18 protein-coding genes, 5 pseudogenes and 2 other annotated features are annotated in these 23265 nt (G+C 64.2%); of the genes and pseudogenes, 14 read left to right on the plus strand and 9 right to left on the minus strand.

Features of this window, described 5'->3' with window-relative positions:
* Positions 1-111: 111 nt before the first annotated feature.
* The 8 genes and pseudogenes from GBRO_RS13165 to GBRO_RS13205 all read left to right on the plus strand — a co-directional run bounded on the left by GBRO_RS13165 (position 112) and on the right by GBRO_RS13205 (position 7940).
* Positions 112-501 (plus strand): ArsR/SmtB family transcription factor, encoded by a 390-nt coding sequence (locus GBRO_RS13165; protein ID WP_005179570.1) that lies wholly within the window; start codon positions 112-114, stop codon positions 499-501.
* Entirely contained in the window at positions 498-2462 is a 1965-nt protein-coding gene (locus tag GBRO_RS13170) for a heavy metal translocating P-type ATPase (RefSeq protein WP_006902503.1), read from the plus strand. Before GBRO_RS13165 ends, GBRO_RS13170 begins: the two co-directional genes overlap by 4 nt.
* On the plus strand, positions 2459-2989 hold the full coding sequence (gene lspA / locus GBRO_RS13175; RefSeq protein WP_012834422.1) for a signal peptidase II: 531 nt from the start codon (positions 2459-2461) through the stop codon (positions 2987-2989). Before GBRO_RS13170 ends, lspA begins: the two co-directional genes overlap by 4 nt.
* Positions 2940-3467: pseudogene (locus tag GBRO_RS13180) on the plus strand (MFS transporter); the annotation flags it as partial. The gene lspA and the pseudogene GBRO_RS13180, both read left to right, overlap by 50 nt.
* Before the next feature lie 51 nt (positions 3468-3518).
* A protein-coding gene (locus tag GBRO_RS13190; protein ID WP_370452859.1) for an IS3 family transposase occupies positions 3519-4801 on the plus strand; the annotation gives its coding sequence in 2 pieces (ribosomal slippage) (positions 3519-3801 and positions 3801-4801; 1284 coding nt in all).
* Positions 3797-3925 (plus strand) — a sequence feature (AL1L pseudoknot). (Overlaps the previous gene by 129 nt.)
* Before the next feature lie 287 nt (positions 4802-5088).
* A complete protein-coding gene (locus tag GBRO_RS13195) occupies positions 5089-5595 on the plus strand; it encodes an MFS transporter (protein WP_223375528.1) in 507 nt (168 codons plus the stop codon).
* A gap of 93 nt (positions 5596-5688) precedes the next feature.
* Positions 5689-6279 carry a cadmium resistance transporter gene (locus GBRO_RS13200; protein ID WP_005179560.1) on the plus strand — a complete coding sequence of 197 codons (591 nt, stop codon included), beginning with the start codon at positions 5689-5691 and terminating at the stop codon, positions 6277-6279.
* 923 nt (positions 6280-7202) lie between these two features.
* Positions 7203-7940, plus strand: coding sequence for a M23 family metallopeptidase (locus GBRO_RS13205; protein WP_012834423.1), 738 nt, complete (start codon positions 7203-7205; stop codon positions 7938-7940).
* 265 nt (positions 7941-8205) lie between these two features.
* Here the strand turns inward: GBRO_RS13205 and GBRO_RS27740 are convergent, their stop codons facing one another.
* Both GBRO_RS27740 and GBRO_RS13210 read right to left on the minus strand, forming a co-directional pair.
* The gene (locus GBRO_RS27740; RefSeq protein ID WP_083775591.1) at positions 8206-8508 is read right to left on the minus strand and encodes a DUF4229 domain-containing protein; all 303 of its coding nucleotides are present in this window, start codon (positions 8506-8508) and stop codon (positions 8206-8208) included.
* A gap of 127 nt (positions 8509-8635) precedes the next feature.
* The gene (locus GBRO_RS13210; protein ID WP_041919891.1) at positions 8636-10279 is read right to left on the minus strand and encodes a cytochrome c biogenesis protein ResB; all 1644 of its coding nucleotides are present in this window, start codon (positions 10277-10279) and stop codon (positions 8636-8638) included.
* 432 nt (positions 10280-10711) lie between these two features.
* On the opposite strand from GBRO_RS13210, the gene GBRO_RS13215 reads away from it, so the two are divergent.
* From GBRO_RS13215 to GBRO_RS13225, 3 genes are all read left to right on the plus strand, one after another.
* A complete protein-coding gene (locus GBRO_RS13215; protein ID WP_012834425.1) occupies positions 10712-11959 on the plus strand; it encodes a L,D-transpeptidase in 1248 nt (415 codons plus the stop codon).
* 263 nt (positions 11960-12222) lie between these two features.
* Positions 12223-12867, plus strand: a complete 645-nt coding sequence (locus tag GBRO_RS13220) for a DsbA family protein (RefSeq protein ID WP_012834426.1) — start codon at positions 12223-12225, stop codon at positions 12865-12867.
* Between the two features lie 23 nt (positions 12868-12890).
* Positions 12891-13496 carry a vitamin K epoxide reductase family protein gene (locus tag GBRO_RS13225; RefSeq protein WP_012834427.1) on the plus strand — a complete coding sequence of 202 codons (606 nt, stop codon included), beginning with the start codon at positions 12891-12893 and terminating at the stop codon, positions 13494-13496.
* 103 nt (positions 13497-13599) lie between these two features.
* Here the strand turns inward: GBRO_RS13225 and GBRO_RS13230 are convergent, their stop codons facing one another.
* From GBRO_RS13230 to GBRO_RS25995, 3 genes and pseudogenes are all read right to left on the minus strand, one after another.
* Positions 13600-14166: a cation diffusion facilitator family transporter gene (locus GBRO_RS13230; protein WP_321573993.1), complete on the minus strand. Its 567-nt coding sequence runs from the start codon at positions 14164-14166 to the stop codon at positions 13600-13602.
* A 76-nt stretch (positions 14167-14242) separates the two neighbouring features.
* Complete coding sequence (istB, locus tag GBRO_RS13235) at positions 14243-15031, minus strand: IS21-like element helper ATPase IstB (RefSeq protein ID WP_012834428.1); 789 nt, start codon at positions 15029-15031, stop codon at positions 14243-14245.
* A pseudogene (locus tag GBRO_RS25995) lies at positions 15028-15186 on the minus strand (IS21 family transposase); the annotation flags it as partial. The pseudogene GBRO_RS25995 and the gene istB, both read right to left, overlap by 4 nt.
* Before the next feature lie 50 nt (positions 15187-15236).
* Here GBRO_RS25995 and GBRO_RS27745 point away from each other — a divergent pair.
* The 3 genes and pseudogenes from GBRO_RS27745 to GBRO_RS13255 form a co-directional block, all read left to right on the plus strand.
* Positions 15237-16387, plus strand: a pseudogene (locus GBRO_RS27745) (IS3 family transposase); the annotation flags it as partial.
* Positions 15515-15643: a sequence feature (AL1L pseudoknot), on the plus strand. Its footprint overlaps the pseudogene before it by 129 nt.
* A gap of 79 nt (positions 16388-16466) precedes the next feature.
* Positions 16467-17486: a tyrosine-type recombinase/integrase gene (locus GBRO_RS13250; RefSeq protein ID WP_227892819.1), complete on the plus strand. Its 1020-nt coding sequence runs from the start codon at positions 16467-16469 to the stop codon at positions 17484-17486.
* A complete protein-coding gene (locus GBRO_RS13255; protein WP_115311697.1) occupies positions 17483-19312 on the plus strand; it encodes a tyrosine-type recombinase/integrase in 1830 nt (609 codons plus the stop codon). The genes GBRO_RS13250 and GBRO_RS13255 overlap by 4 nt, the downstream gene beginning before the upstream one ends.
* A gap of 176 nt (positions 19313-19488) precedes the next feature.
* On the opposite strand, the pseudogene istA reads toward GBRO_RS13255, so the two are convergent.
* The 4 genes and pseudogenes from istA to GBRO_RS13270 form a co-directional block, all read right to left on the minus strand.
* A pseudogene (istA, locus tag GBRO_RS13260) lies at positions 19489-20862 on the minus strand (IS21 family transposase); the annotation flags it as partial.
* Between the two features lie 184 nt (positions 20863-21046).
* Positions 21047-21424: pseudogene (locus tag GBRO_RS25325) on the minus strand (cation transporter); the annotation flags it as partial.
* Between the two features lie 210 nt (positions 21425-21634).
* A complete protein-coding gene (locus GBRO_RS13265; RefSeq protein WP_012834429.1) occupies positions 21635-22447 on the minus strand; it encodes a cytochrome c biogenesis CcdA family protein in 813 nt (270 codons plus the stop codon).
* Positions 22444-23058, minus strand: coding sequence for a TlpA family protein disulfide reductase (locus tag GBRO_RS13270; protein WP_012834430.1), 615 nt, complete (start codon positions 23056-23058; stop codon positions 22444-22446). The genes GBRO_RS13265 and GBRO_RS13270 overlap by 4 nt, the downstream gene beginning before the upstream one ends.
* Positions 23059-23265: the final 207 nt, after the last annotated feature.

A 23265-nucleotide genomic window follows, 5' to 3' on the forward strand; every position in this document is an offset into this window, starting at 1 on the left:
TCTCCCTCCGTAGCGACCACGAATTGATCGCCATATCACGATGTAATCGTTGAAACGAGATTAATCACACTCTCACTCGATATCAATAGCTTTCGCCGCTATCATCGCTTTATGGCGATTAATGATGGCGGGGGTTGCCTCGTCGAGACGCAGGGGTTGGATCCGGCGGTGGCCCTGTTCCACAGCCTCTCCGATGCGACACGGTTGGCGATCGTGCACCGGCTGGCGTGCGGGGAAGCGCGGGTCTTGGACCTGATGGCCGGGCTCGGACTGGCTCAGTCAACGGTATCGGCGCACGTAGCGTGCCTGCGCGACTGCGGGCTGGTCGTGGGCCGCCCGCAAGGGCGGCAGGTGTTCTACAGCCTGGCCCGCCCGGAGTTGATGGACCTACTCGCCTCGGCAGAGACCTTGCTCGCGGCGACAGGCAATGCGGTGGCGTTGTGCCCGAACTACGGCACCGACTCCACCACCGAGACGGAGAGCGCGGAGGTACGAGCATGAGCGACGCATGCGGCTGCGGCCACGACGAACCCGCCGGTGACGGCGAGGCCGAGGAACGCGAACCCGAAAAGCTCTGGGAAGTCAGTGAACTGCGCGCCGCCGCGGTCGCCGGAGTGCTGCTGGTCGCGGCACTGATCGTCGGCTGGACCGGCGGCCCACGCGCCGTCGAGTTGGGGTTGGAGATCGCCGCACTGCTCGTCGGTGCATACACCTTCGTCCCCTCCACGCTCAAACGGCTGGCCAAGGGCAAGATCGGTGTCGGCACGCTGATGACGATCGCCGCGATCGGCGCGGTGATCCTCGGCGAGGTCGGCGAAGCCGCCATGCTGGCGTTCCTGTTCTCCATCAGCGAGGGCCTCGAGGAGTACGCGGTCGCGCGCACCCGCCGCGGGCTGCGCGCCCTGTTGAACCTGGTACCGGACCGGGCCACCGTGCTACGCGACGGCACCGAAACCGTCATCGCCCCTGCCGAGCTGCGCGTCGGGGATCGGATGCTGGTGCGCCCCGGTGAGCGGGTCGCGACCGACGGGGTGATCGTCGACGGGCGTAGCGCGCTGGATGTTTCGGCGATCACCGGCGAATCGGTACCGGTAGAAGCCGGGCCGGGCGCGGAGGTGTTCGCCGGGGCGATCAACGGCACCGGTGTGCTGACCGTCGAGGTCACCACGACCGCCGAGGACAACTCCCTGGCACGGATCGTGCGGATCGTGGAGGCCGAGCAGGCCCGCAAGGGCGACGCTCAACGCTTGGCCGACAAGATCGCCAAACCGCTGGTGCCCGGCATCATGATCGCCGCCACAGCCATCGCGGTGATTGGCGCGCTCTTCGGGGATCCGGTCACCTGGATCGAACGTGCGCTGGTGGTGCTGGTCGCCGCCTCACCGTGCGCGCTGGCGATCTCGGTGCCGGTGACCGTGGTCGCCGCGATCGGTGCGGCGAGCAAGCTGGGTGTGCTGGTCAAGGGCGGTGCCGCACTCGAGGCGATGGGCCGGGTGCGCGAGGTCGCGCTGGACAAGACCGGCACGCTGACGGCGAACAAGCCTGCCGTCGTCGAGATCGCCGCCACCGGCGGTGTGCACGGGGACCGGGTGCTGGCGGTCGCGGCCGCGCTGGAATCGCGCAGTGAACATCCCCTCGCCCGCGCCATCCTCGCCGCCGTCGACACCGTCACTCCCGCCACCGACGTCGAGGCGGTCACCGGTGCCGGGTTGACCGGCCGCGTCGACGGACGCCGGGCGCGGCTGGGCCGTCCGGGCTGGATCGAACCGGGTGTTCTGGCCGCCGATGTGGAACGGATGCAGCACGCGGGGGCGACCGCGGTGCTGATCGAGCTCGACGGCCAGGTGATCGGTGCGATCGCTGTGCGCGACGAACTGCGGCCCGAGGCACACGAGGTCATCGACCGATTGCACGCGCTGGGAATCCGGGTCTCGATGCTCACCGGTGACAACGCCCGCACCGCCGCCGCTCTGGCCGCTGAGGCGGGGATCGAGGACGTGCACGCGGATCTGCGCCCGGAGGACAAGGCCCACATCGTGGGCGAACTGCGCAGCGACCGGTTCACCGCGATGGTCGGCGACGGCGTCAACGACGCCCCCGCACTGGCAACCGCCGACCTCGGTGTGGCGATGGGCGCGATGGGCACCGATGTCGCTATCGAAACCGCGGATGTGGCGTTGATGGGTGAGGACCTGCGGCACCTGCCGCGGGCTCTCGAGCACGCTCGTCGGGCTCGCCGGATCATGTTGCAAAACGTCGGTTTGTCGTTGGGGTTGATCACGATCTTGATCCCGCTCGCGCTGTTCGGGATTCTCGGGTTGGCGGCGGTGGTGCTGGTGCACGAACTCGCCGAGATCGTCGTCATCGCCAACGGTGTCCGCGCCGGACGCACCAAACCCCTGGCCTCGCTGACCGATTCGGCGGCAAAGCCCGCACCGGTACTGGCCGGAGCGCCCGCGTGACCGCCACCGCGTCGTCTGCTCCCACCGTGTCGCGGTGGGGGCGGCGACTGCGGTGGGTCGCTGCCGCGGCCGCGCTGGCCGGTATCGACCTCACGCTCAAAGCGTGGGCGCAGACCACGCTGGCCGGGGCCCCGATCGAGGCGGGTCCGGTGGACCTTAAGTTGGCGTTCAACCCGGGAGCGGCGTTCTCGATCGCCGCCGACGCACCGAGCTGGGTGATGCTCACGCTCACCACGGTGATCACCACCGCGGTCGCGGTCGGCGGATGGGTGGTCGCGCCGCGCGCGAACCTGCTCACCCGCGTCGCGCTCGCCGCGATCCTGGGCGGTGCCGCCGCCAACGTCATCGACCGGGCCCCCGACGGTGTGGTCACCGACTACCTGCACACCGGCTGGTGGCCCACCTTCAACCTCGCCGACACCTTCATCGTGCTCGGCGCGACCGCCCTCATCATCGCCACTCTGATCGGAAACTCCGATGAGCGAGAACCATTCTCACCCGAACACCACGCCGACGACCGGGGCTGAGCCGGGCCCGTCACGTCGGTGGGCAGGGCTGGCGGCGCTGGTCGTCGCCCTGCTCACCGTCGGGCTGGACCTGATGGTTCTCAACGTCGCCCTGCCCACCCTGGCCCAAGACCTCGGCGCGAGCACCACCCAGTTGCAGTGGATCGTCAACGCCTACACCCTGGTCTTCGCCGCGCTCATGCTGCCCGCCGGCGGCTTCGGTGACCGCTACGGTCGCAAACGGCTGCTGCTGATAGGTTTGGTCGCCTTCGTCGCCGCCTCGGCCTGGGCCGCTTTCAGCGGGTCCACCGGCTCGCTGATCGCCGCCCGCGCGGTCATGGGCATCGGGGCCGCGATCATCGTGCCGCTGTCGCTGGGGATCCTGCCGACCCTGTTCGGCCCCGACCAGCGTCGCCGCGCGATCGCGGTGTGGGTCGGTGCACTGGGTGTCGGGTTGCCGCTGGGGCCGATCGTCGGTGGCTGGCTGCTGCAGCATTTTGAACCGCCCCGGGTTCGTCGGAGGCTCTCGAACCTGTGAAGGATGGAGAGCATGGCAGCACCTCGGAAGTACAGCATTGAGCTGAAGGAGCGAGCGACGCGGATGGCGGTGGAAGCCCGCAAGGACCCGGCCACACGGCCGGGAGCGTTCAAACGGATCGGCGATCAACTCGGTGTGCACCCGGAGGCGCTACGCACCTGGGTCAAGCAAGCCGAAATCGATGGCGGGCAGCGGCCGGGTACCACGAGCAGCGATTCCGAGCGGATCGCGCAGCTCGAGCGGGAGAACCGCGAGCTGCGGCGGGCGAACACGATCTTGAAGCAGGCGTCGGCTTTTTTTGCCGCGGAGATCGACCGCCCACAGCGTTGATCGTGGAGTTCGTCGCCGCTTCTCGCGACGAACACGGAGTCGATCCGATCTGCGCGGCCCTACGCGACACGGCCGCCCAGATCGCTCCGTCCACGGTACGAGCCCACCTGAGTGCGAACAAGACCGAGGCGCCACGCACGGTGCGTGACCGGGAGATGCTCGGCGAGATCCGCACCGTGCACGCCGACAATCTCGGCGTCTACGGTGCCCGCAAGGTCCACGCCGAACTACGCAGAAAGGATATCGACGTGGCGCGCTGCACTGTCGAACGATTGATGAAAGCCGATGGACTGCAAGGGATACCGAGGTTGAAGACACGCAGGACCACCCGCAGCGATGGCGCCGAAACCCCGCAACCGGCCGACCGAGTCGGCCGGCAGTTCACCGCCGAGGCGCCGAACACCTTGTGGGTGGCGGACCTGACCTACATCCGCACCCACTCCGGGTGGGTGTACGCGGCGTTCATCCTCGACGTGTACTCGCGCGTGGTCGTCGGCTGGCAGGTCTCGACCACGATGCACACCGACCTCGCATTGGACGCCTTAGACATGGGATTGTGGGCGCGTGATCGTGCCGGCCAGGATGTGGCCGGACTGATTCACCACTCGGACCGCGGAGTGCAGTATCGAGCGATTCGTTACACCGAGCGTCTCGCCGAAGCTGAAGCGGTGACTTCGGTTGGCTCCAAGGGTGATTCGTATGACAACGCGATGGCCGAGGCGTTCAACTCGTTATTCAAGGCGGAATGTATCCGCAACCCGATCATGCGCCCGAAGAGCGGGTGGGGCGGTGTCGGCGACGTCGAGATCGCGGTCGCCGAGTACATCGAGTGGTTCAACCACCGCCGTCTGCACGGCGAGATCGGACACGTCCCGCCGGTCGAGTACGAGGCCGCCTACTGGGCGGCCCACACGGTCACCAGCTACCGTGAGAACCCGGTCCCAGCAGAGGCCGGAACCAACTAACCGAGCCTCCAGCAAACCCGGGGCGATTCATTTCTGGTGGGGCTCGGTGTTTCTGATCAACGTCCCGGTCGGTGTCGCCGCCCTGGTTGCCTGTGTGGTGCTGTTGCCCGAATCGGTCGACCCGCATGCACCGGCGTTGGACTGGCTCGGGATCCTCACCGCCGTGCCCGGTACGGCGGCGCTAGTATTCGGCATCATCCAGGCTCCCGCGTACGGGTGGACCGATCCCGTCGTGCTCGCGGCTCTGGCGGCCGGTGTGTGGCTGATCGCGGGCCGCGGCCGGATTCGTGCTCGCATCCCGCATCACCGTCGACTCCGGCTACGGCTTCGTCGCGGTGTGCCTGGCGACCGTGGGCCTGGGAGCCGGGCTGGCGTTGGCGCCGGCTGTCGACGCGGTCATGGCGAGCCTGCCCGAGCATCGCAGCGCCGCAGGAGCTGGGTTGCTGATGGCCATTCGACAGGTCGGTGCCGCGTTCAGCGTCGCGATCCTGGGCACCCTGCTCACCGTCGTTTACACCCGCGACCTCGACCCCCACCTGAGCGGCCTGCCCGAACCAGTGGTCAGCGCGGCGCGTGACAACATCGCCGGAGCGCAACTTGCCGCGACCCAGATTCCCGGCCCAGCGGGCGCCGATCTGGCCGCGTCCAGCGCCCACGCCTACAGCCACGCCATGTCCGCAGTGTTCCTTGCCAGCGCCGCCATCAGCGCACTACTGGCCGCGGCCATCGCCGCCAAACTCCCCAACCACACTCCTGCGCCCGCGCCGACATCACCGGCGCGTGATCGAAACTGAAATAGCCACTCCCATGACAGCGGCTACGGCACGCGACACAACTGCGTGTCAGCCGAGCAGCAGTGCACTCCCAGAGAAAGGGCATCCGCCGGAATGGTTACCTCGATCCTGCAGGCCATCGGACTCTTCCTGGTGACCAACATCGACGACATCATCGTGCTTTCGCTGTTCTTCGCCCGCGGCGCGGGAACCCGCGGAACAACGGCCGCCATCGCGACCGGACAATATCTCGGTTTCGGAGCGATCCTCGCCGCGTCGGTCCTCGTAGCGCTGGGAGTCACGGCGCTGCTGCCCGAAGAAGCCATCGCCTACTTCGGGCTCATTCCTCTGCTGCTCGGTCTGCTCGCCGCCTGGAGAGCATGGCGCAACAACGGCGACGACGATGAACGGTTCGAGGGCAAGAAGGTCGCGGTCTGGACGGTGGCGGCGGTGACCTTCGCCAACGGCGGCGACAACATCGGCGTCTACGTCCCGGTCTTCGCGACCGTGGGTACAGCGGCGATCGTCGCCTACTCGGTCGTGTTCCTGCTCTTGGTCGCCGTGCTGGTGTTCACCGCGAAGTTCCTCACCACCCGCAAGGCCATCGCCGAGATCTTGGAACGGTGGGAACACATCCTGTTCCCGCTCGTGCTGATCGTTCTCGGAATCGTCATCCTCGTCAGCGGCGGCGCATTCGGCCTCTGACCGTCGTCCCGGTCTGCACGGCCCAGATCACGGAGGACAGCGGCGATCGGCTCCAAAGAATGAAGTGCTATTCGAGGCCGTAACCGGTAGACAGCCGTCCTTCGGTTGGTCCATGGTTGTGCTCAGGGGCGCTGCACCGTTGTGGCACTACTACCACTGTGGCACTACTACCATCGACGTAGTTCAAGGCCTCCGGCAACGTGGGGCTTCTACCGCGCCTAGCGGGGTCGCTCGTGCAAACGCTTTAGTCGGGCGCTGTCATCGTTGCGAACTGTTTCCGCCCCAGCGCATAGCCCTGACCCACTGGTCAACTTAAAACGCTGATGGAACCGTGAGGGGCGCCGGTTCGGCGCGCCCGCGCGGAGAGAAACTAACCCACGTAGTAGTAACCTGTTCGTGGCTCGTTTGATATCGATCTGTTCCATCCGGGACGACTCTTGGACTGAAGGACCTTCCTTGGCACGGCATCGCAAAGCTGACCCCAGCCCGCTCCCCATTGGTATGCACACGTCCCCTCGCGGTGCCTCGGCGCCCTTCACCCTCGGAGCCACGGGGCCGCAGCCTTCGGGTGTCGCGCGTGCGGCGGGGCGACATCGGATGCCTCCCTCCCCCGAAGCTGTGGTCAGGTCCATCCGGCCCGCTACCTCTGTTCCCCCGCGCGCGTCGCACGCTCGGTCGGGGGGTGCGCCCGGGACGTCTTCATCTTCATATCTACCTCGCGATGGCCGTCCATACACGTCTCGCTCGCATGATGTATGGCCGCGCGCAGCCCGGTTCGATCATAGGGGTTTCGGGCCACCGCGCACACCGCGCACGGTCGATCTCGGCAGGAACCCAGGGCCGCAGCGCCTACTGCTCCATGGGAGCGGGCGTCCGGTCTCGATTGCCAAGGCAGTCAGCAAGTTCGATCTGCTTTTCTCGACGTGCTCGACGACGAGAAGGTCTCGGGCGCATCAGCCAGGTCGACGGCCGTTGCCGGGCTGAGTGGATCGCTCGTGGCCGCGGTGGTTCTCTGTGTAGCCGGCGGGGCCGCGGCCACCGCGCTCGCCGATCGTCACAATCCAACGAACACCCCAGCGCTCATGGCTGGCGTGTCCGCCGACGACCGATCCGCAGCAGCGCCACGACCTGTAGCCCCCGGATCGGTGGACGAAGAACAAGGCACCACTCTGGCAAGGGCATCGTCACGCGATGAGCTGTCCGCGGCCGTGCGGGAGCTAGTACAGCCAGATCGCGCGCGGCCGTCCGAGCCCCTGGCGCCACAACGCCCGCGGTCGGCGGCACCGACCTACGGCACCGTCACCTCGAGCTTCGGAGCGCGTTGGAGCACTACGCACTATGGCCTCGACATCGCTAACACGATTGGCACGCCGGTCGTCTCGACCAGCGACGGGCAGGTCATCGAATCCGGTCCGGCCGATGGGTTCGGTTTATGGGTACGTGTGCTACAAGACGACGGCACGATCGGCGTCTACGGGCACATCAACGAGACGCTGGTGAGCGTCGGACAACGAGTCCAGGCCGGCGAGCAGATCGCAACAGTAGAAAACCGCGGCTACTCCACCGGTCCACACCTGCACTACGAAGTTTGGCAACAAGACGGACCCAAACTCGACCCGGCGCAGTGGCTGAGAACCCGGGGAGTCTACGTCGTCGGATGAACCGGCATTGCCGACGCAAAGCTGTTGGCAACTCTCGGGCAGGCGCCATGGGCGTGAGCCGAGCCCACGCCGCGCCCTCGGAGCTGTTCTGCGGTGCCACGACGAAAGTATTCTGGGAAGGTGCTCCCGATCGATTCACAACAACGATGTGCTAACTGGGGTGGTCACCGCCGGCGGGCAGCGGCAGCTCGTTGTAGCTGATCGGTGGTCTTACCCGATGCTTGTGTGAGCACGTGTCTGGATCGTGGGTTCAACTATCCGGCAGCTACCCCGCGAGTCCACTCTTGGTCGCATGGCGGGCATCTATTGCGTCGGCCTGCTGATTGATACGAGTTCGCAGAGGTTTGAGGACGATCATCGAGACTGGACTACTGAGAATCACGGCAAGTACGACAGCTCCGAAAATCGGGAAGCTCAAGTCAAATATGAAGGAGAATAACAGGATTGATCCACATAGCACCGCAGCGAGTGCTAACCGCACAGTGTTGTACAGCAAAGCGATTGCGATAAGAGACTTGGCCGAAGAGCTAGGTGAGGGGGCGGCGCCGCGAGAAGTGTCTCTACTCATGGTCGGTAGGCTTTCCGTGTGCGGGTTGAATGCGATCGGCTGAATATGAGACGTGACACCGTCCTCCCGTCGAGCTCTTGACCTGGAGCGGGATTGATCCACCGATGAATCTGTGCGTATGTAGGTCTCATCGGCGACGTATGCGCCGGGGTCGGCGGTCTGTCGGCACAGGCTCGGTCATCCATCGCCGCGCCTGCTCGTTGAAGTCTTCGCCCCACCCAGCCTGATCGGTGCGGGCCAGACCCGCGATTGTCACAGCAGTGACTCGTTGGCCATCGACTTTCACGGGCACCAACCGCACCCAGATTCGGCGGCGCCGGATAAGCAGAGACACAAGTAGCCCAGCAAGCATCACAGTCGCCGACAGCAGGACCCAATTCTGTGCCGGCCCACGCGAAACCTGCATGGACACAAATCGTTCGTAGCCGTCAAAGCGCACCACGGTGCCGTCGGCGATGGTGTGGGTCTCTCCTGGCCTGAGATTGACTTGTGCTCGCTGCTGGAGTCGGCCCTGCTCGATGAGCGCTTGGTTGAGGGAGTACGCGTTTTGCGGGCGACCGGTATCCAGTCCGGTGTCGCCCTGGTAGATCCTGATAGCCACATATGGATCATTCGGCACGGGAGACGATGAGGTGAGAAGCGTTCCCTGGAATGCTGCGGTCGGAGCGAACAGGCCCTCGATCGCGATCTGTTGGTTGCGACGTTCGTCTGCGTTGGGGTAGAGGCCCGCTGGGGTATCAAAACGGGCCGCGCCTGAGGACAGCATCGTCTGCAAGTCGTCGGGAATGAAAAGCACTGTCTGAGTGCGCTTCTCACCGTTCGAGAATGTCACAGTGAACGTAGGCGCGAAGCCGTTGCCGAGGACATAGACGCGGTCGCCGGCGACTCGCAGGGGCTCGTTCACGCGGATACGCGCGGTGTTCCAGGTAGCGGGGTCACGCTGCCGCACGTCGCCGGTGTAGGTAACGTCAGCTTCGTACATGTCGGGCTGACCGCTCGGCAGGAACCGGGCATCGAAGCCCTCGACGCGAACGCAGAATGGTGAGAGGTCGGTACCGTCGACCAGGCTGCCTGCACGAAATGAGTCATAGACTGCGGTCGAGGTGTTGCATAGCCCCTGCGTGCCATCGGCGACGAGACTGCGGGTGCCCTCGTAGCCGTAGAGTTTGTCGGCCGCGATCGCTATCAACAGGGCGAGCAGAGCGAAGTGGAACACCAGGTTTCCCCACTCACGGAGATAGCCCTTCTCTGCGGAGATCTCAACGGCTGTGGTGGGTCGGGTCCCGGTCGCTGGCCGCGTGGTGGTGACTCGACGCCAGCCCCGCAGGTTGGCGTCAATGAGGGCAGCAACCTCGTCAGGATCTCCCTCTACTGTGTCCTCGATGTGCCGCGGCAAGCGGGTGAGGTTGCGCGGCGCGGGGACTGGACGAGCGCGCACAGCCCGCAGATGCTCGAGGATTCGGGGAGTGAGGCAACCCACGAGCGAAACGAACAGGAGGACGTAGATCGCGGTGAACCACGAGCTGGCGAAGACGTCGAATAGCTGCAGTCTGTCCATCCACATGCCGAGGGAGCCCCGGTCGGCGATGTACTGGGTAGTCTTCTGCTCGTTGAGTGGTCGTTGTGGCAGCAGGGCGCCCGGGATTGCGGCTGCGGCTAACAGGAACAGCAGGATGAGTGCTGTTTTCATCGACGTCAGCGATCGCCACAGTTTGGGTAGGCGGCCAAGCATACGACGTCGGCGCGGCGTCGGCGTTTCGGTGCCCGTCATCGTGGCGCCGGTAACGTCGCGGTCAGATAGTTATCGATTGCGGGAGAAAGGCATACGCGGGCGCCGACGAAATCGTCGACTGGGTGCCGATCGACACCCGACACTACGAGCGTGGTCGGCCGCCAGGACTTCCGTACCAGCACCGCCACCTGGGTCTCACCTGCTCTTTCTGGCCTGGGCCGCTACTACGAAGAGTAGTAGTTCAGACTGGCGGATAGCAAACGGTGATGCAGCTCGATGCCGAATCAGAGAGCGAAGGGTCGTGACCGTAAGCTAACTACTATCATGGTTAGTGAGATCTGTAACGGCGCCTATGCTCTGTGGTGCCGTTGTTGTCCCAGCGGATGAAGGGCTTTGTGACTGATGGGCCGCTCTGGCGCTTTGGGGACCCAGTTGGGCGAGACGCTTCGTAACCGCCGATCGACTGGCGATATGGAGTCGCCGCGGCGTCTGAGAATTCTTCGGCGCCACCGTCCGGCGTGGGTCAAACTTCCCCAACTACTGGTACTTGCAGCGCTGACGGCCGTTGTGGTGGTACTGACCTCATGCAGCTCGGCCAGCGGTGGCTCAACCTACAGTGACCAGATCCAGGCCGTCGACAGCTTCGCAAACATCACACGACCCTCCATCGCTGTGGGCACCGCCGGCGGTGGCCGACTCGCACCCAACGCGGTCGTTGAACCTGGGCTCCCTATCATTGTGACAGCCAGTCGCGGCGCATTGACAAAGGTCGATATCCCCACAGCCAGTGGCCGTGCCTTGGCGGGCTCACTGAGCGAGGACGGCAGCACGTGGACAAGCACCCAGCCGCTGGGGTACTCGAAGCGATACTCCGTTCGAGCCGAGGCCGTGGGTGTGGGTGGTCGATTGAACGTCTCGCAAGGTTTCTCCACAGCCTCGCCGAAATCGCTGACCAGCGCGGTAATCCTCGGCGAGAAGACCGTCGGCATTGCCCACACGATCGGTGTTCGATTCGCGGCTCCCATCCCTGACCGAAAGAAGGCCCAGGATGCGATCACCGTGACCTCTGATCCTCAGATGCAAGGCGCGTTCTACTGGATCAGCGACTCCGAAGTCCGATGGAGGCCCGAACGCTTCTGGACGCCAGGCACCAAGGTCAGTGTTGCCGTGAACATTTACGGAGTCGACCTCGGCGACGGGCTCTACGGCAACAGAAATCTTTTGTACGACTTCGCAATCGGCCGAGCTCAAGAAATCGAAGCCGACGACTCAACCAAGACCATCGTCGTCAAGAGGGGTGGCAAGGTTATCCGAAGCATGCCGACGTCGTTCGGCAAAGACAGCACACCCACTCCACGCGGCATCTACATGATCGGTGATCGTGTCGAGCACATCGTCATGGACTCCTCCACCTACGGAGTGCCTGTCGAATCCTCAGCGGGATACCGAACACCCGTCGAGTGGGCGGTCCAAATGTCCTACAGCGGCATCTATATGCACGGGGCGCCGTGGTCAATGGCGGCGCAGGGCAACAGTAATGTCAGCAACGGCTGCCCAAATCTAAGTCCGGCAGACGCGGAATGGCTCGTGAAGAACACCCTGCGCGGAGACCCCGTCACAGTCAAGAACACTAACGCCGAAACGCTATCGGGAGTCGATGGACTCGGCGATTGGAACATTCCGTGGTCGCAGTGGAAGAAAGGCAACGCAGACACCTAGAGGCTCTGGCTTGCTCGACTAAGTCACTCACATCACTGGCCAGCGACTGAGCTCTGGTCTTGACACGACACGACGCACCGGCTCCGCCCTGGGGTCAGGCCTGTGGCCCTCACCGATTCTTGTCGACCGCGAGATCGGCGCGCGCCGCCGCCCGGGCGGGACCGCTCGCCTGTAAACTACTAGCCAACATAGTAATATGTTTAGGCAGGAGTGAAGATCGTGCCAGCTCAAGCGGTCGTGGTTCGGCTCGGAGGGGTGTTTCGATGAGCCGCAACGTCAAGATGTCGCTCGCGGCAGTGTTCGTGTTCTGTCTGGCGTTGACGGTGGTGTTTGTGGTCTCCCGGGCCGGCGAGGGCGAACAGTCCGGCGACCACGCGAGTATGACGGCACGGCCCGATTCTCCGCGGCTATCGGCTCCGTCCGAGTCCAAGGCAACGTTCGTCGAATTCCTGGACTTCGAATGCGAGGGGTGTGGGGCGGCGTACCCGGCGGTGGAGCAGCTACGCCAAACATACGGGGATCAGGTCACTTTCGTGGTTCGCTACTTCCCCCTTCCCGGGCACTTCAACGCTGACCGCGCAGCCCGGGCCGTGGCTGCGGCAGCCGAACAAGGCCAGTTCGAACCGATGTACCGCAAGATGTTCGTCACGCAACGCAGCTGGGGTGAGCAGAGGGTACCGCTGGACGATCTGTTCTTCTCCTATGCCCAGGAGCTGGGCCTGAACATGGAGCGATTCGCCGCGGCCTACGACTCGCAGGCGACCCGGGAGCTCATAGACCGCGATGTCGCTGACGGCAAAGCGCTGGGTGTCACCGGCACCCCGACGTTTTTCATCAACGACGAACGCATTACGCCCGAAGGTTATGACAATCTGAGCTCTGCGCTCGAATCCGCGATACGGCAGTGACTACCCCGCAGCGGCAAGCCTTAATGCCCTCAGTCTCGGCGCCGGATGCGCTTCCAGTTTTCCCGCGGCTGCTCGCGTGGATTCTTGCGGTCTGCGGAGGTGTCGGGCTTGCCGCTGCGTTCACACTGACGGTCGAAAAGTTCGAACTGGGAACCAATCCGGAATACACGCCGACCTGCAGTATCAACCCGATCGTCAATTGTGGATCGGTGATGGACACCCCCCAGGCAGTCGTCTTCGGGTTTCCCAACTCACTGCTCGGAATCGTGGGGTTTACAGCTCTACTCGCTGTCGCCGTCCTGATGGGGCGTCGGCCGGCGCCCTGGGTCATGATCGGACTGCAGATCGGACTGACGAGTGCGTTGGTGTTCGTTCATTGGCTGATTTTTCAGAGTCTGTACCGAATCAATGCTCTCTGCCCGTACTGCATGGCCGTGTGGGTGGTTGTCGTGGTTGCCTTTTGGTATGTGAGCCTGCGCAATGCCGACTATTTTTGCCCGCCGGGGAGAGCACGGCGAGCCCTTGAGGTCGCCTTCACGGTGCACACCGTAGTACCGCTGGTGTGGGTGATGGCAGTGCTCTCCCTGATCGTCGAACGCTTCTGGTGGTACTGGTCGACGTTGGTGTGACCGTGGTCCGGCGCCAGGGGTGAGGCACCGCGTCTCCCGCGCAACATTCTTGCTCTCGTGCGCAGGCCGAAGGTGCCCGTGGGGTGACGCCGATGCGACGCCCTCATGGATGATGGGTGGCCAACGCTTCTTCCTGGTGGCGCTGGGCGCTGGTCTCGAGCTGGAAGGTGGAGTGCTCGAACGAAATGGCGAAGTGGGTCGCCACGCACGTCCGGATGTCATTTAAGATGGTGGGGGCGTGGCCGTCCTGGAAGCAGTCGTCATCGACCACGACGTGAGCGCTGATGATCGGTAGACCGGTGGCCACTGTCGATGCGTGGAGGTCGTGCACGTCCTGCACACGATCCATCTCGAGAATGTGGGCCCTGACGTCGTCCAGATCGATCTCTTTGGGCGTGAATTCCATCAGCACTCGGGTCGTTTCTGCCATGAGTTTGAGGGCGCGGGGTGCGATGAGTAGCGCGATGAACAGCCCGGCCAGCGCGTCGGCTCGTTGGAAACCGGTGGTAGCGATGACGATCGCGGCGACGATCACCCCCAGTGATCCCAGTGCGTCGTTGAGGACCTCCAGAAACGCCGCTCGCATGTTGAAGTTGGCGCCTCGTCCCGAGGCGAGCACGAGCATGGCGACGATGTTTGCCACGAGCCCGATCACTCCGAAGAGCAGCAGCTCGGTCGAGTGTCAACGGCCAGTTTGATGTCCCCGCTGGTGGCCAGGTAAAAGTCCCCACCCTGTGCGGGATGTTCTAGGTGGGTGGTACCTCCGTTCGGTGTGTCATGCGGTAGGAGTCGCCGTCAGTGATGACGATGGTGGCGTGGTGCAGTAGCCGGTCGAGGATGCTGGCGGCGGTGGTGTGTTCGGGCAGGAATCGTCCCCATTGCTCGAAGGGCCAGTGACTGGCTATCGCCAGTGAGCGGCGTTCGTAGGCGCCGGCGACGAGCCGAAAGAGCAGTTGGGTGCCGGTGTCGTCGAGCGGGGCGAATCCGATCTCGTCGAGAATGAGCAGATCTTGGCGCAGCAGGGTGTCGATGGTTTTGCCGACGGTGTTGTCGGCCAGCCCGCGATACAGGGTCTCCACGAGGTCGGCGGCGGTGAAGTACCGCACTTTGTGCCCGGCGTGCACTGCGGCGATCCCCAGCCCGATCAGGGTGTGACTCTTACCCGTTCCGGCTGGGCCGATCAGGGCTAGGTTGTGTTGTGCTCGTATCCATTCCAGTGAGGACAGGTATTCGAAGGTGTTGGCCGGGATGGAAGATGCGGCCACGTCGAACGATTCCAGGGTTTTGGTGACCGGGAACCCGGCAGCTTTGAGTCGGTTGCGGATGTTGGAGGCATCACGGGCGGCGATCTCGGTTTCCACCAGGGTCCGCAGCACTTCTTCGGGTGTCCACCGCTGGGTTTTCGCGGTGAGCAGCACCTCGGGGGCGCTGCGGCGGATCGAGGCCAGTTTCAATCGGCGTAGCGCGTGGTCGAGGTCGGCCGGTAGTGGCGGAACTGTTTGGGTTGTAACTGGTTTCGATGTTGTGTTGGTCATGACACCTCTTTGTCGCCGGCGCCGAGCTTGTAGGCATCCAGCGAGCGGGTGGGCGCGGTAGGCAGGTGGCCCAGCAATGCTGTGCCGGCCGGTCGCGGGTTGGGGGTGCCGGCTCCGGCATCGAGGATCGAGCGCACATCGGCGGCCTTGAACTGAACCGCCCCGGGTTCGTCGGAGGCTCTCGAACCTGTGAAGGATGGAGAGCATGGCAGCACCTCGGAAGTACAGCATTGAGCTGAAGGAGCGAGCGACGCGGATGGCGGTGGAAGCCCGCAAGGACCCGGCCACACGGCCGGGAGCGTTCAAACGGATCGGCGATCAACTCGGTGTGCACCCGGAGGCGCTACGCACCTGGGTCAAGCAAGCCGAAATCGATGGCGGGCAGCGGCCGGGGACCACGAGCAGCGATTCCGAGCGGATCGCGCAGCTCGAGCGGGAGAACCGCGAGCTGCGGCGGGCGAACACGATCTTGAAGCAGGCGTCGGCTTTTTTTGCCGCGGAGATCGACCGCCCACAGCGTTGATCGTGGAGTTCGTCGCCGCTTCTCGCGACGAACACGGAGTCGATCCGATCTGCGCGGCCCTACGCGACACGGCCGCCCAGATCGCTCCGTCCACGGTACGAGCCCACCTGAGTGCGAACAAGACCGAGGCGCCACGCACGGTGCGTGACCGGGAGATGCTCGGCGAGATCCGCACCGTGCACGCCGACAATCTCGGCGTCTACGGTGCCCGCAAGGTCCACGCCGAACTACGCAGGAAGGGTATCGACGTGGCGCGCTGCACTGTCGAACGATTGATGAAAGCCGATGGACTGCAAGGGATACCGAGGTTGAAGACACGCAGGACCACCCGCAGCGATGGCGCCGAAACCCCGCAACCGGCCGACCGAGTCGGCCGGCAGTTCACCGCCGAGGCGCCGAACACCTTGTGGGTGGCGGACCTGACCTACATCCGCACCCACTCCGGGTGGGTGTACGCGGCGTTCATTCTCGACGTGTACTCGCGCGTGGTCGTCGGCTGGCAGGTCTCGACCACGATGCACACCGACCTCGCGTTGGATGCCTTGGACATGGGCTTGTGGGCGCGTTCGCGTGCCGGTCAGGATGTGGCCGGGCTGATTCACCACTCGGACCGCGGAGTGCAGTATCGAGCGATTCGTTACACCGAGCGTCTCGCCGAGGCTGACGCGGTGACTTCTGTTGGCTCCAAGGGTGATTCGTATGACAACGCGATGGCCGAGGCGTTCAACTCGTTGTTCAAGGCGGAATGTATCCGTAACCCGATCATGCGCCCGAAGAGCGGGTGGGGCGGTGTCGGCGACGTCGAGATCGCGGTCGCCGAGTACATCGACTGGTCACGATATGCAGGTGATCTCGGCGTGTCTGCTGGTGATAGCTACAGGGCAGGCGGACCCTCGACTCGGGAGGTGCGTGGTGTTCGATCCCTGTCTGGTGCGCGGCGCAAGTACCGGCGGCCGAATGGTGTCACTCGGGCACGAGTTGGTTGACGACTATCTCGAATTGGTTGCCACGCGGGCGCGACCGAACACAGTCCTGGCGACCGCCTACGACCTGAAGGTGTTCTTCGAGGTCGTCGACCGAGAACCCGAGAAGGTCAGCGTCGATGACGTGCTCGACTTCCTCAAGCAGCAGCGTCAGCCGCGTCGGGGTGCGACGGTCGTACGCATCGAGGACGGCGAGCAGGGATTGTCGGCGCGCACCATCAAGCGCCGGTTGTCCAGCATCGCCGGGCTCTACGAGTATCTGCGAATCCGTGGTGTCGTGACGGCGAATCCCGTGCCGCGAGGACTAGCGACTCGGAGTCCGGGCCGGGCAGTGCGGGGAGTTCCGTTGATCCGGGCGCCGCGGACGTTGCCACGGGTGCTCGATCCCGCGCAAGCCGACGCATTCGTCGCGTCATTGCGCACGGACCGTGACCGGGCCATGGTGGCCGCGATGCTGCTCGGCGGTCTGCGACGCTGCGAAGTCCTCGGACTCGGGTTGAACGATCTCAATCCTGGTGAAAGACGGGTGTTTATCGCCGAAGGAAAGGGCGGGCATCAGCGAATCGTGCCGATCTCGACACGCTTCTTCACCGCGGTCACCGACTATCTGAATCGGGAGCGTCCACAGGATACGGCCACCGATCGCCTGTTCGTCGTGCTCAAGGGTCCCCGTCGCGGGCAACCACTCAGCGCCGCCGGACTCGACGAGATCATCGCCGGCGCGCGGCGCCGTGCAGGCATCGAGCAGCTGACGTGCCATCAGTTGCGGCACACCTGTTTTACCCGGCTACGCGAGGCCGGGATGGCGTTGGAAGCCATCCAGTCCCAGGCTGGCCACCGCTCGATCGAGTCGACTCGGATCTACCTACACCTGGCCAACGACTGGCTCGCCAGCGAGTACCGACGAGCAATGGAAGCCATTGATGCCCAGAACCTTTCGGAGCAATGATGGCCGCGGCCGCCGATTTGTCCGGCAACGACGCACACATCGTCGCCAGCTACCTCGCGGCGATGCGCGCGGCAGGACTCAAGACCGGGCGCTCCACGACACAGGCAGCCGAAACCTGCCAGAGGCGAGTGAGTCGCGCCGGCGGCTGGCATTGCTTGACCTCGCCGCAGCGGCTCGAGGTCGTCGGGAAAGCGCGCTCATTCGCGTCCTGGCTGATGGTCACCGGGCAGCTGCGTGCCGATGCCGAGTTGATCAGCTCGCTGAATCTGCATCTGGGATACGCCGCACGTTCCCACTGCCCGCAGGACTACCGCTGGTTTCTCGAGGCGTGCGAGACAGTCGAGATCAGCGGCTCGCGGATCACCGGCCAGTGGAATCTACTGGCCAAGATCTCCGCGATGACCGCGACTCCTCCTGCCGCAGTGGGTGATACAGAGTTCTTCCCGGCTCGCGAAGCGCTCCTGGCGAGCTACCGGATGCGGGGACTGCCCGAGGCCGGCCGCAACCTCGCGGGTATGTTCAACCAGCTCCAGCTGACCCTGTTCCATGCCGAGAAACTGTCCACCTGGCGGCGCCCGTCGAACCATCAGCCAGTCGCGACGACCGGTTGGGCGACGATCACACACGGTTACGCGACCACCGCTCGCCGCTACATCGAGCAGGTCACCCTGAGCCTGCGACCCAATACGGTCACCGGCATCGAACACGACCTGCGGCGCTTCGGTTCGTGGTTGACCGACACCCACCCACAGATCGCGAATTGCGCTGAGCTGCAACGCGTTCACATCGAGGAGTTCAAGAAGTGGCTGTCCACCACACCCACCCCACGTACCGGGAAACCGTTGAACCGGGTCAGCATCAAGAACGCTCTGATCAACCTGCATTGCTTCTTCGACCGGATCACCGACTGGGACTACCCGAACGCACCGGTGCGTCCGCTGGTCTTCATCGGGGACCTACCGATCATCGACAAGCCACTGCCCAGATTCCTTGACGACGGGGCCGCCACCAAACTTCTCCGCGCCGCCCGCGCAGATACCGACCCCCTGTCCCGTCTGATCGTCGAATTACTCGCCCGCACAGGCATCCGCATTAGCGAACTACTCGGACTGACCACCGATGCCGTGGTCCAGATCGGCACAGCCTTCTGGCTACGAATCCCATTGGGCAAGATGCACAATGACCGCTACATACCACTACACCCCCAACTCAAAGAACTCCTCGACGACTGGATCGACAACCACCGTCCCACCGGCATCCGCACCAGCCGGCTGCTCGTTGAGAACCACCGCCCGATCACCAGCCACCGAGTGACGGCCGCGCTCGACCGGCACGCCGAAGCCGCCGGGATCGGACATGTCACCGCTCACCAACTGCGCCACACCCTCGCGACCCAGGCCATCAACCGGGGCATGTCGCTCGACGCCATCGCCGCTCTGCTCGGCCACAAAACGCTCGCCATGACCATGGTCTACGCCCGCATCGCCGACAGGACAGTGGCCGAGCAGTACTTCTCCGTCACCGAAAAGGTCGAAGCACTCTACGACCAGCCGCCACACCTTCCCGACACCGACGAAGGCTCCGAGATGCGCAAGCTCCGCGCCGAAATGCACCGCCGCATGCTCGGCAACGGATACTGTGCCCGGCCCGTCGACATGGACTGCCACTTCGAATCGATCTGCGAATCCTGCAGCTTCTTCGTCACCACCATCGAGTTCCGTCCCACCCTCCAAGCCCAACGCGACGACGCCGCACACAAGGGCCAAGTTGGCCGAGCCAAGGTCTTCGACGGACTCCTCGAACGACTCGACACCGACGCCTCATGACCGGCTCTTGACGCCGATCACCCACATAAGTTCAACCACCGCCGTCTGCACGGCGAGATCGGACACGTCCCGCCGGTCGAGTACGAGGCCGCCTACTGGGCGGCCCACACGGTCACCAGCTACCGTGAGAACCCGGTCCCAGCAGAGGCCGGAACCAACTAACCGAGCCTCCAGCAAACCCGGGGCGATTCAAACCGCCGGAACGCCACCGCCCGGGTCAGGGCGGTGAGCACCTGCTCGCGGCCGTGGGAGGCGACTAGTCCGAGGATGTCATCGAGTTCACCGCCCAGGCGGGTATTACCGATCGCCGCAGCACCGACCAGGAACTGCTCAGCGACCTCACCGAGAGCGCAGAACTGTTTCTCTACCGCAGTTTTGGGTCGTGGTGCACGACTGGGCGGTGTGCGTGGCCCCCCGTAGTGGTCATCGTTGAGGACGACCTCACCAGGTGCGGCCAACACATGCTCGGCAACCACCTCACCCGAGGCGGGTTCGGCAATCAGGAGCCTTCCGCCGTCCTGGATGAGGGTGACGCTGGTGCCGATAAGCCGGTTGGGTACCGAGTAGCGGGCCGAGGCATACCGAATACAGGAAAGACGATCGACCTTACGAGTGACCGGTGGCGGACCGACCTGAGCACGCAGAGACGGCAACGCCGACAACACTTCTCGTTCCACATCGAGTTGCTCAGCAGGCACGCACAGCGTGTCGCTGTGGCGGCGGGTGTTGACCTCGACACACCAGTCCCGCGCGGCCCGGTTCGCTGCGTGCACATCCAGCTGCACGTCGTCACGACCAGCGGCGATCTTTGCTTCGGTCCACAACGGCTGCGCCAGATCCGACTGCGCGTACCCACACAGGTTTTCCACGATCCCTTTCGACTCCGGATCAGCGCCGTGGCAGAAATCCGGGGCGAACCCATAGTGGGTGGCAAACCGCACATACGTGGGCGTCGGTACGACGACGTTGGCGACGACTCCACCTTTGAGGCAGCCCATCCGATCAGCAAGTACCTTGCTGGGTACTCCACCGATCTCCTCCAACGCTTCGGCGATGAATCCGAGTGTGGTGGTGGATGTTTCGTTGGTGGCGAACCGAACGAAACGCCACCGCGAGAACGCCAGCACCGCGCAGAACATGTGTAGCCCGCCGATCACAGCCCAATCGATGACCAGATAGTCACCGGGAGCCCACACTGCCGGACGACGCCCACGATGATGATCACGGCGCCACTGTGTCTTCTCCTGGGCGACGAGACGACGGAAGTTACGGGCCGAGCCCTCAAAGCCCGCTGCACGTGCCACCGGCAGCAGACGTTTGGCGGTGATCCGGCCGTGTGACCGCTCGACTCGCTCAGCGACCAACTCGGCGACCACATCGTAGTTGCGGGCCCGTTCCTTGCGATCGGGTGGCTGATCGTCGGCCTCGAACCGGTCGACCACACGTTTGACGGTCTTGTGGGTGGTGCCGCACACCTCGGCGGCGGCGCGATAGCTTCCGAGTTCTCGGTAAGCAGAAATGATGTCCATACGGTCCTTCGCAGACTTCAATGGAACTCCCAGGCGGTGATGGTGATCGGTTGGCACCTTCACCGTCATCGCCTGGGCCCTCAGTTCCGGGTCGACACGACGAACACAGGGTGGGGACTTTTATCTGGCCACCAACGGGGACCTCGACCTGGCCACCAGTGGGGACTTTCTCATGGCCATCGACAGTCGAGGGCACCTCAGGCGGAGCGAACAGTCTCCGCACGCCCTCGACAGCAGCGTAGAGGCCGACCGCGAGCAGCAGCGAGGCCTGACCCAGGGCGGCGATGACCTCAATGCGCCGCAGGCCCCATGTGCGAGTTTTACTGACCGGTCTGTGCATCACCGTTGCTGCGACGAGCGCAACCGCCAAACCAATCGCATCTGTCGCGGCGTGTGCTGTATCAGTCAGAAGGGCAAGACTTCCCGTAATCACCGACCCGACCAGTTGGGCAACCACGATGATCCCTGTAAGAGCAAACGCTATCGCCAGCCGGACTCGCAGCGACGAGTCGCTGGATGCAGGGTCGGTCGGTCCGTGGTTGTGTCCGGCTCCCATTTTTCGCGCTCTCCGTTCGATCCGCATTCGGACGGGCTACGCGCGCCCGAATGTATCAATATATGCGCATGTGACTATATGTCAGGCTGGGTTGGTATGTAACTGTGGAATCGTCTGGGCGGTGTGGTGGGATGGCCCCGCGATCGCGGGTGGTGTCGGCGCTGTCTCGGTGTTCGGGGACCGTCGGTCTACAGCGGGGAACGCTGGGACGGCGAACCGTCGCCGCCACCGCAGGGCTCAGATGGGTAGTTGGGTATCGGTGATGAACGCGTCGCGGACCCACACGATGAATTGGTCCCACAGTCCTGTGACCAAGGCGATGCCCACCGCGATCATCATGGCGCCGCCAACGATCTGAATTGTGCGGGCGTTGGTGCGCAACCAGCCGAGGCTGCGCAACGCCCACGCCGAGGAAAATGCAAGGACGACAAAGGGAATGCCGAGGCCTGCGCAGTACGCCACGATCAGCGCGACACCTTTGGCTGCGGTAGCGCCCTCGGTGCCGCTGGCGGTAGCGATGACCGCCGCTAGCGTGGGCCCAAGGCATGGTGTCCACCCGAGTGCGAAGACCGCACCCAGCATCGGGGCGCCGGCGATATTGGAGATCCGGCGGGGCGCGAACCGTCGTTCCTGTTGTAGTGCCGGCACCAGCCCGATGAACACCAGCCCCATGATGATGGTCACCACGCCGCCGATGCGCTGTAAGATCTCACGATTCACCACGAAAGTGGTTGTGACCCCCAGCACGGTCGCAGTCGCTGCGACGAAGACCACAGTGAAACCGACGACGAACAGGATCGCCGCGGCCGCCACACGCGAGCGACCCCGCTTGGTCGGCTCCCCCACCGACACCGCGGGGGCCTCGGCGCCGACCACGCCAGCCAGATAAGACAAGTACCCCGGAACGAGCGGGACGACGCACGGCGAGGCGAACGACACCAGTCCGGCGATCACGCACGCGAGCAGTGCCAGCAATAGCGGACCGCCGACGACGACGTCTGCAAACGTCTCGCCAACTGCGGCCTGTAGTTCGACGGCCTGTGGCGTCATTGTTGTTGCGCTGTGGGCTCAGCGACGACTCGCTTGACTGTTGTCCCGAGTTCGTCGGCAGTGATGGCCTTGAGGAACACTGCGGCCGGACGGTGTTCGCGGTCGAGCACAATGGTGGTCGGCACCACTGATGTCGGAGTGGTCAGCGCGGCCAGCGTGACACCTGCAAAGTCGTAGATCGATGGAAAAGCGACCTTGCGGTCGACAATGAAGTCTCGCGCGGCCTGCCGGTTGTCGCGCAGATTGATACCGAGGAACTCGACTCCCGAGGCCTTAGTCTGTTCGTAGACGTACTCGAGGTCGTCGGCTTCTCCCCTGCAGGGGCCACACCACGAACCCCAGACGTTAATGACGACGACCTTGCCAGCGAAGTCGTCGAGTCCGATGGTCTGGTCTGTCACCACATCAGGCCCAGAGACCTGAGCGATACTCTGACGGCTCGTGGGCGGGTCATAGGTGATAACCGTCAGCCCGCCAGGCGAGACAAATTGAAAGGTTCCGCCCTGAGCGACCGCGTCATCGCCGGCGCAGCCCGATGCCACCCACGGCACCACACAGATCAACGCCAGGATTGCCGCCCGTGCCGCGGACAACCTTATCCCCTGCTGCAATATAAGCGCTCCTTGACATCGTTCTACTACGCAGCGTGGTAGATCAACGAGGGACTTGTCAACGTTGTCATAGTTTTTGTGAGGGCCGACTCGTCCGACGATCACAGCATCGTTGTTCACAACGTGATACTCGAACAGTCCAGATATGCCTCTCAACTCCACTTATGTCCTGCCTTTCATTGCGTCTAGGCCGCAGCAGGTGCCATC

The organism is Gordonia bronchialis DSM 43247 (assembly GCF_000024785.1).
Classification (GTDB): domain Bacteria; phylum Actinomycetota; class Actinomycetes; order Mycobacteriales; family Mycobacteriaceae; genus Gordonia; species Gordonia bronchialis.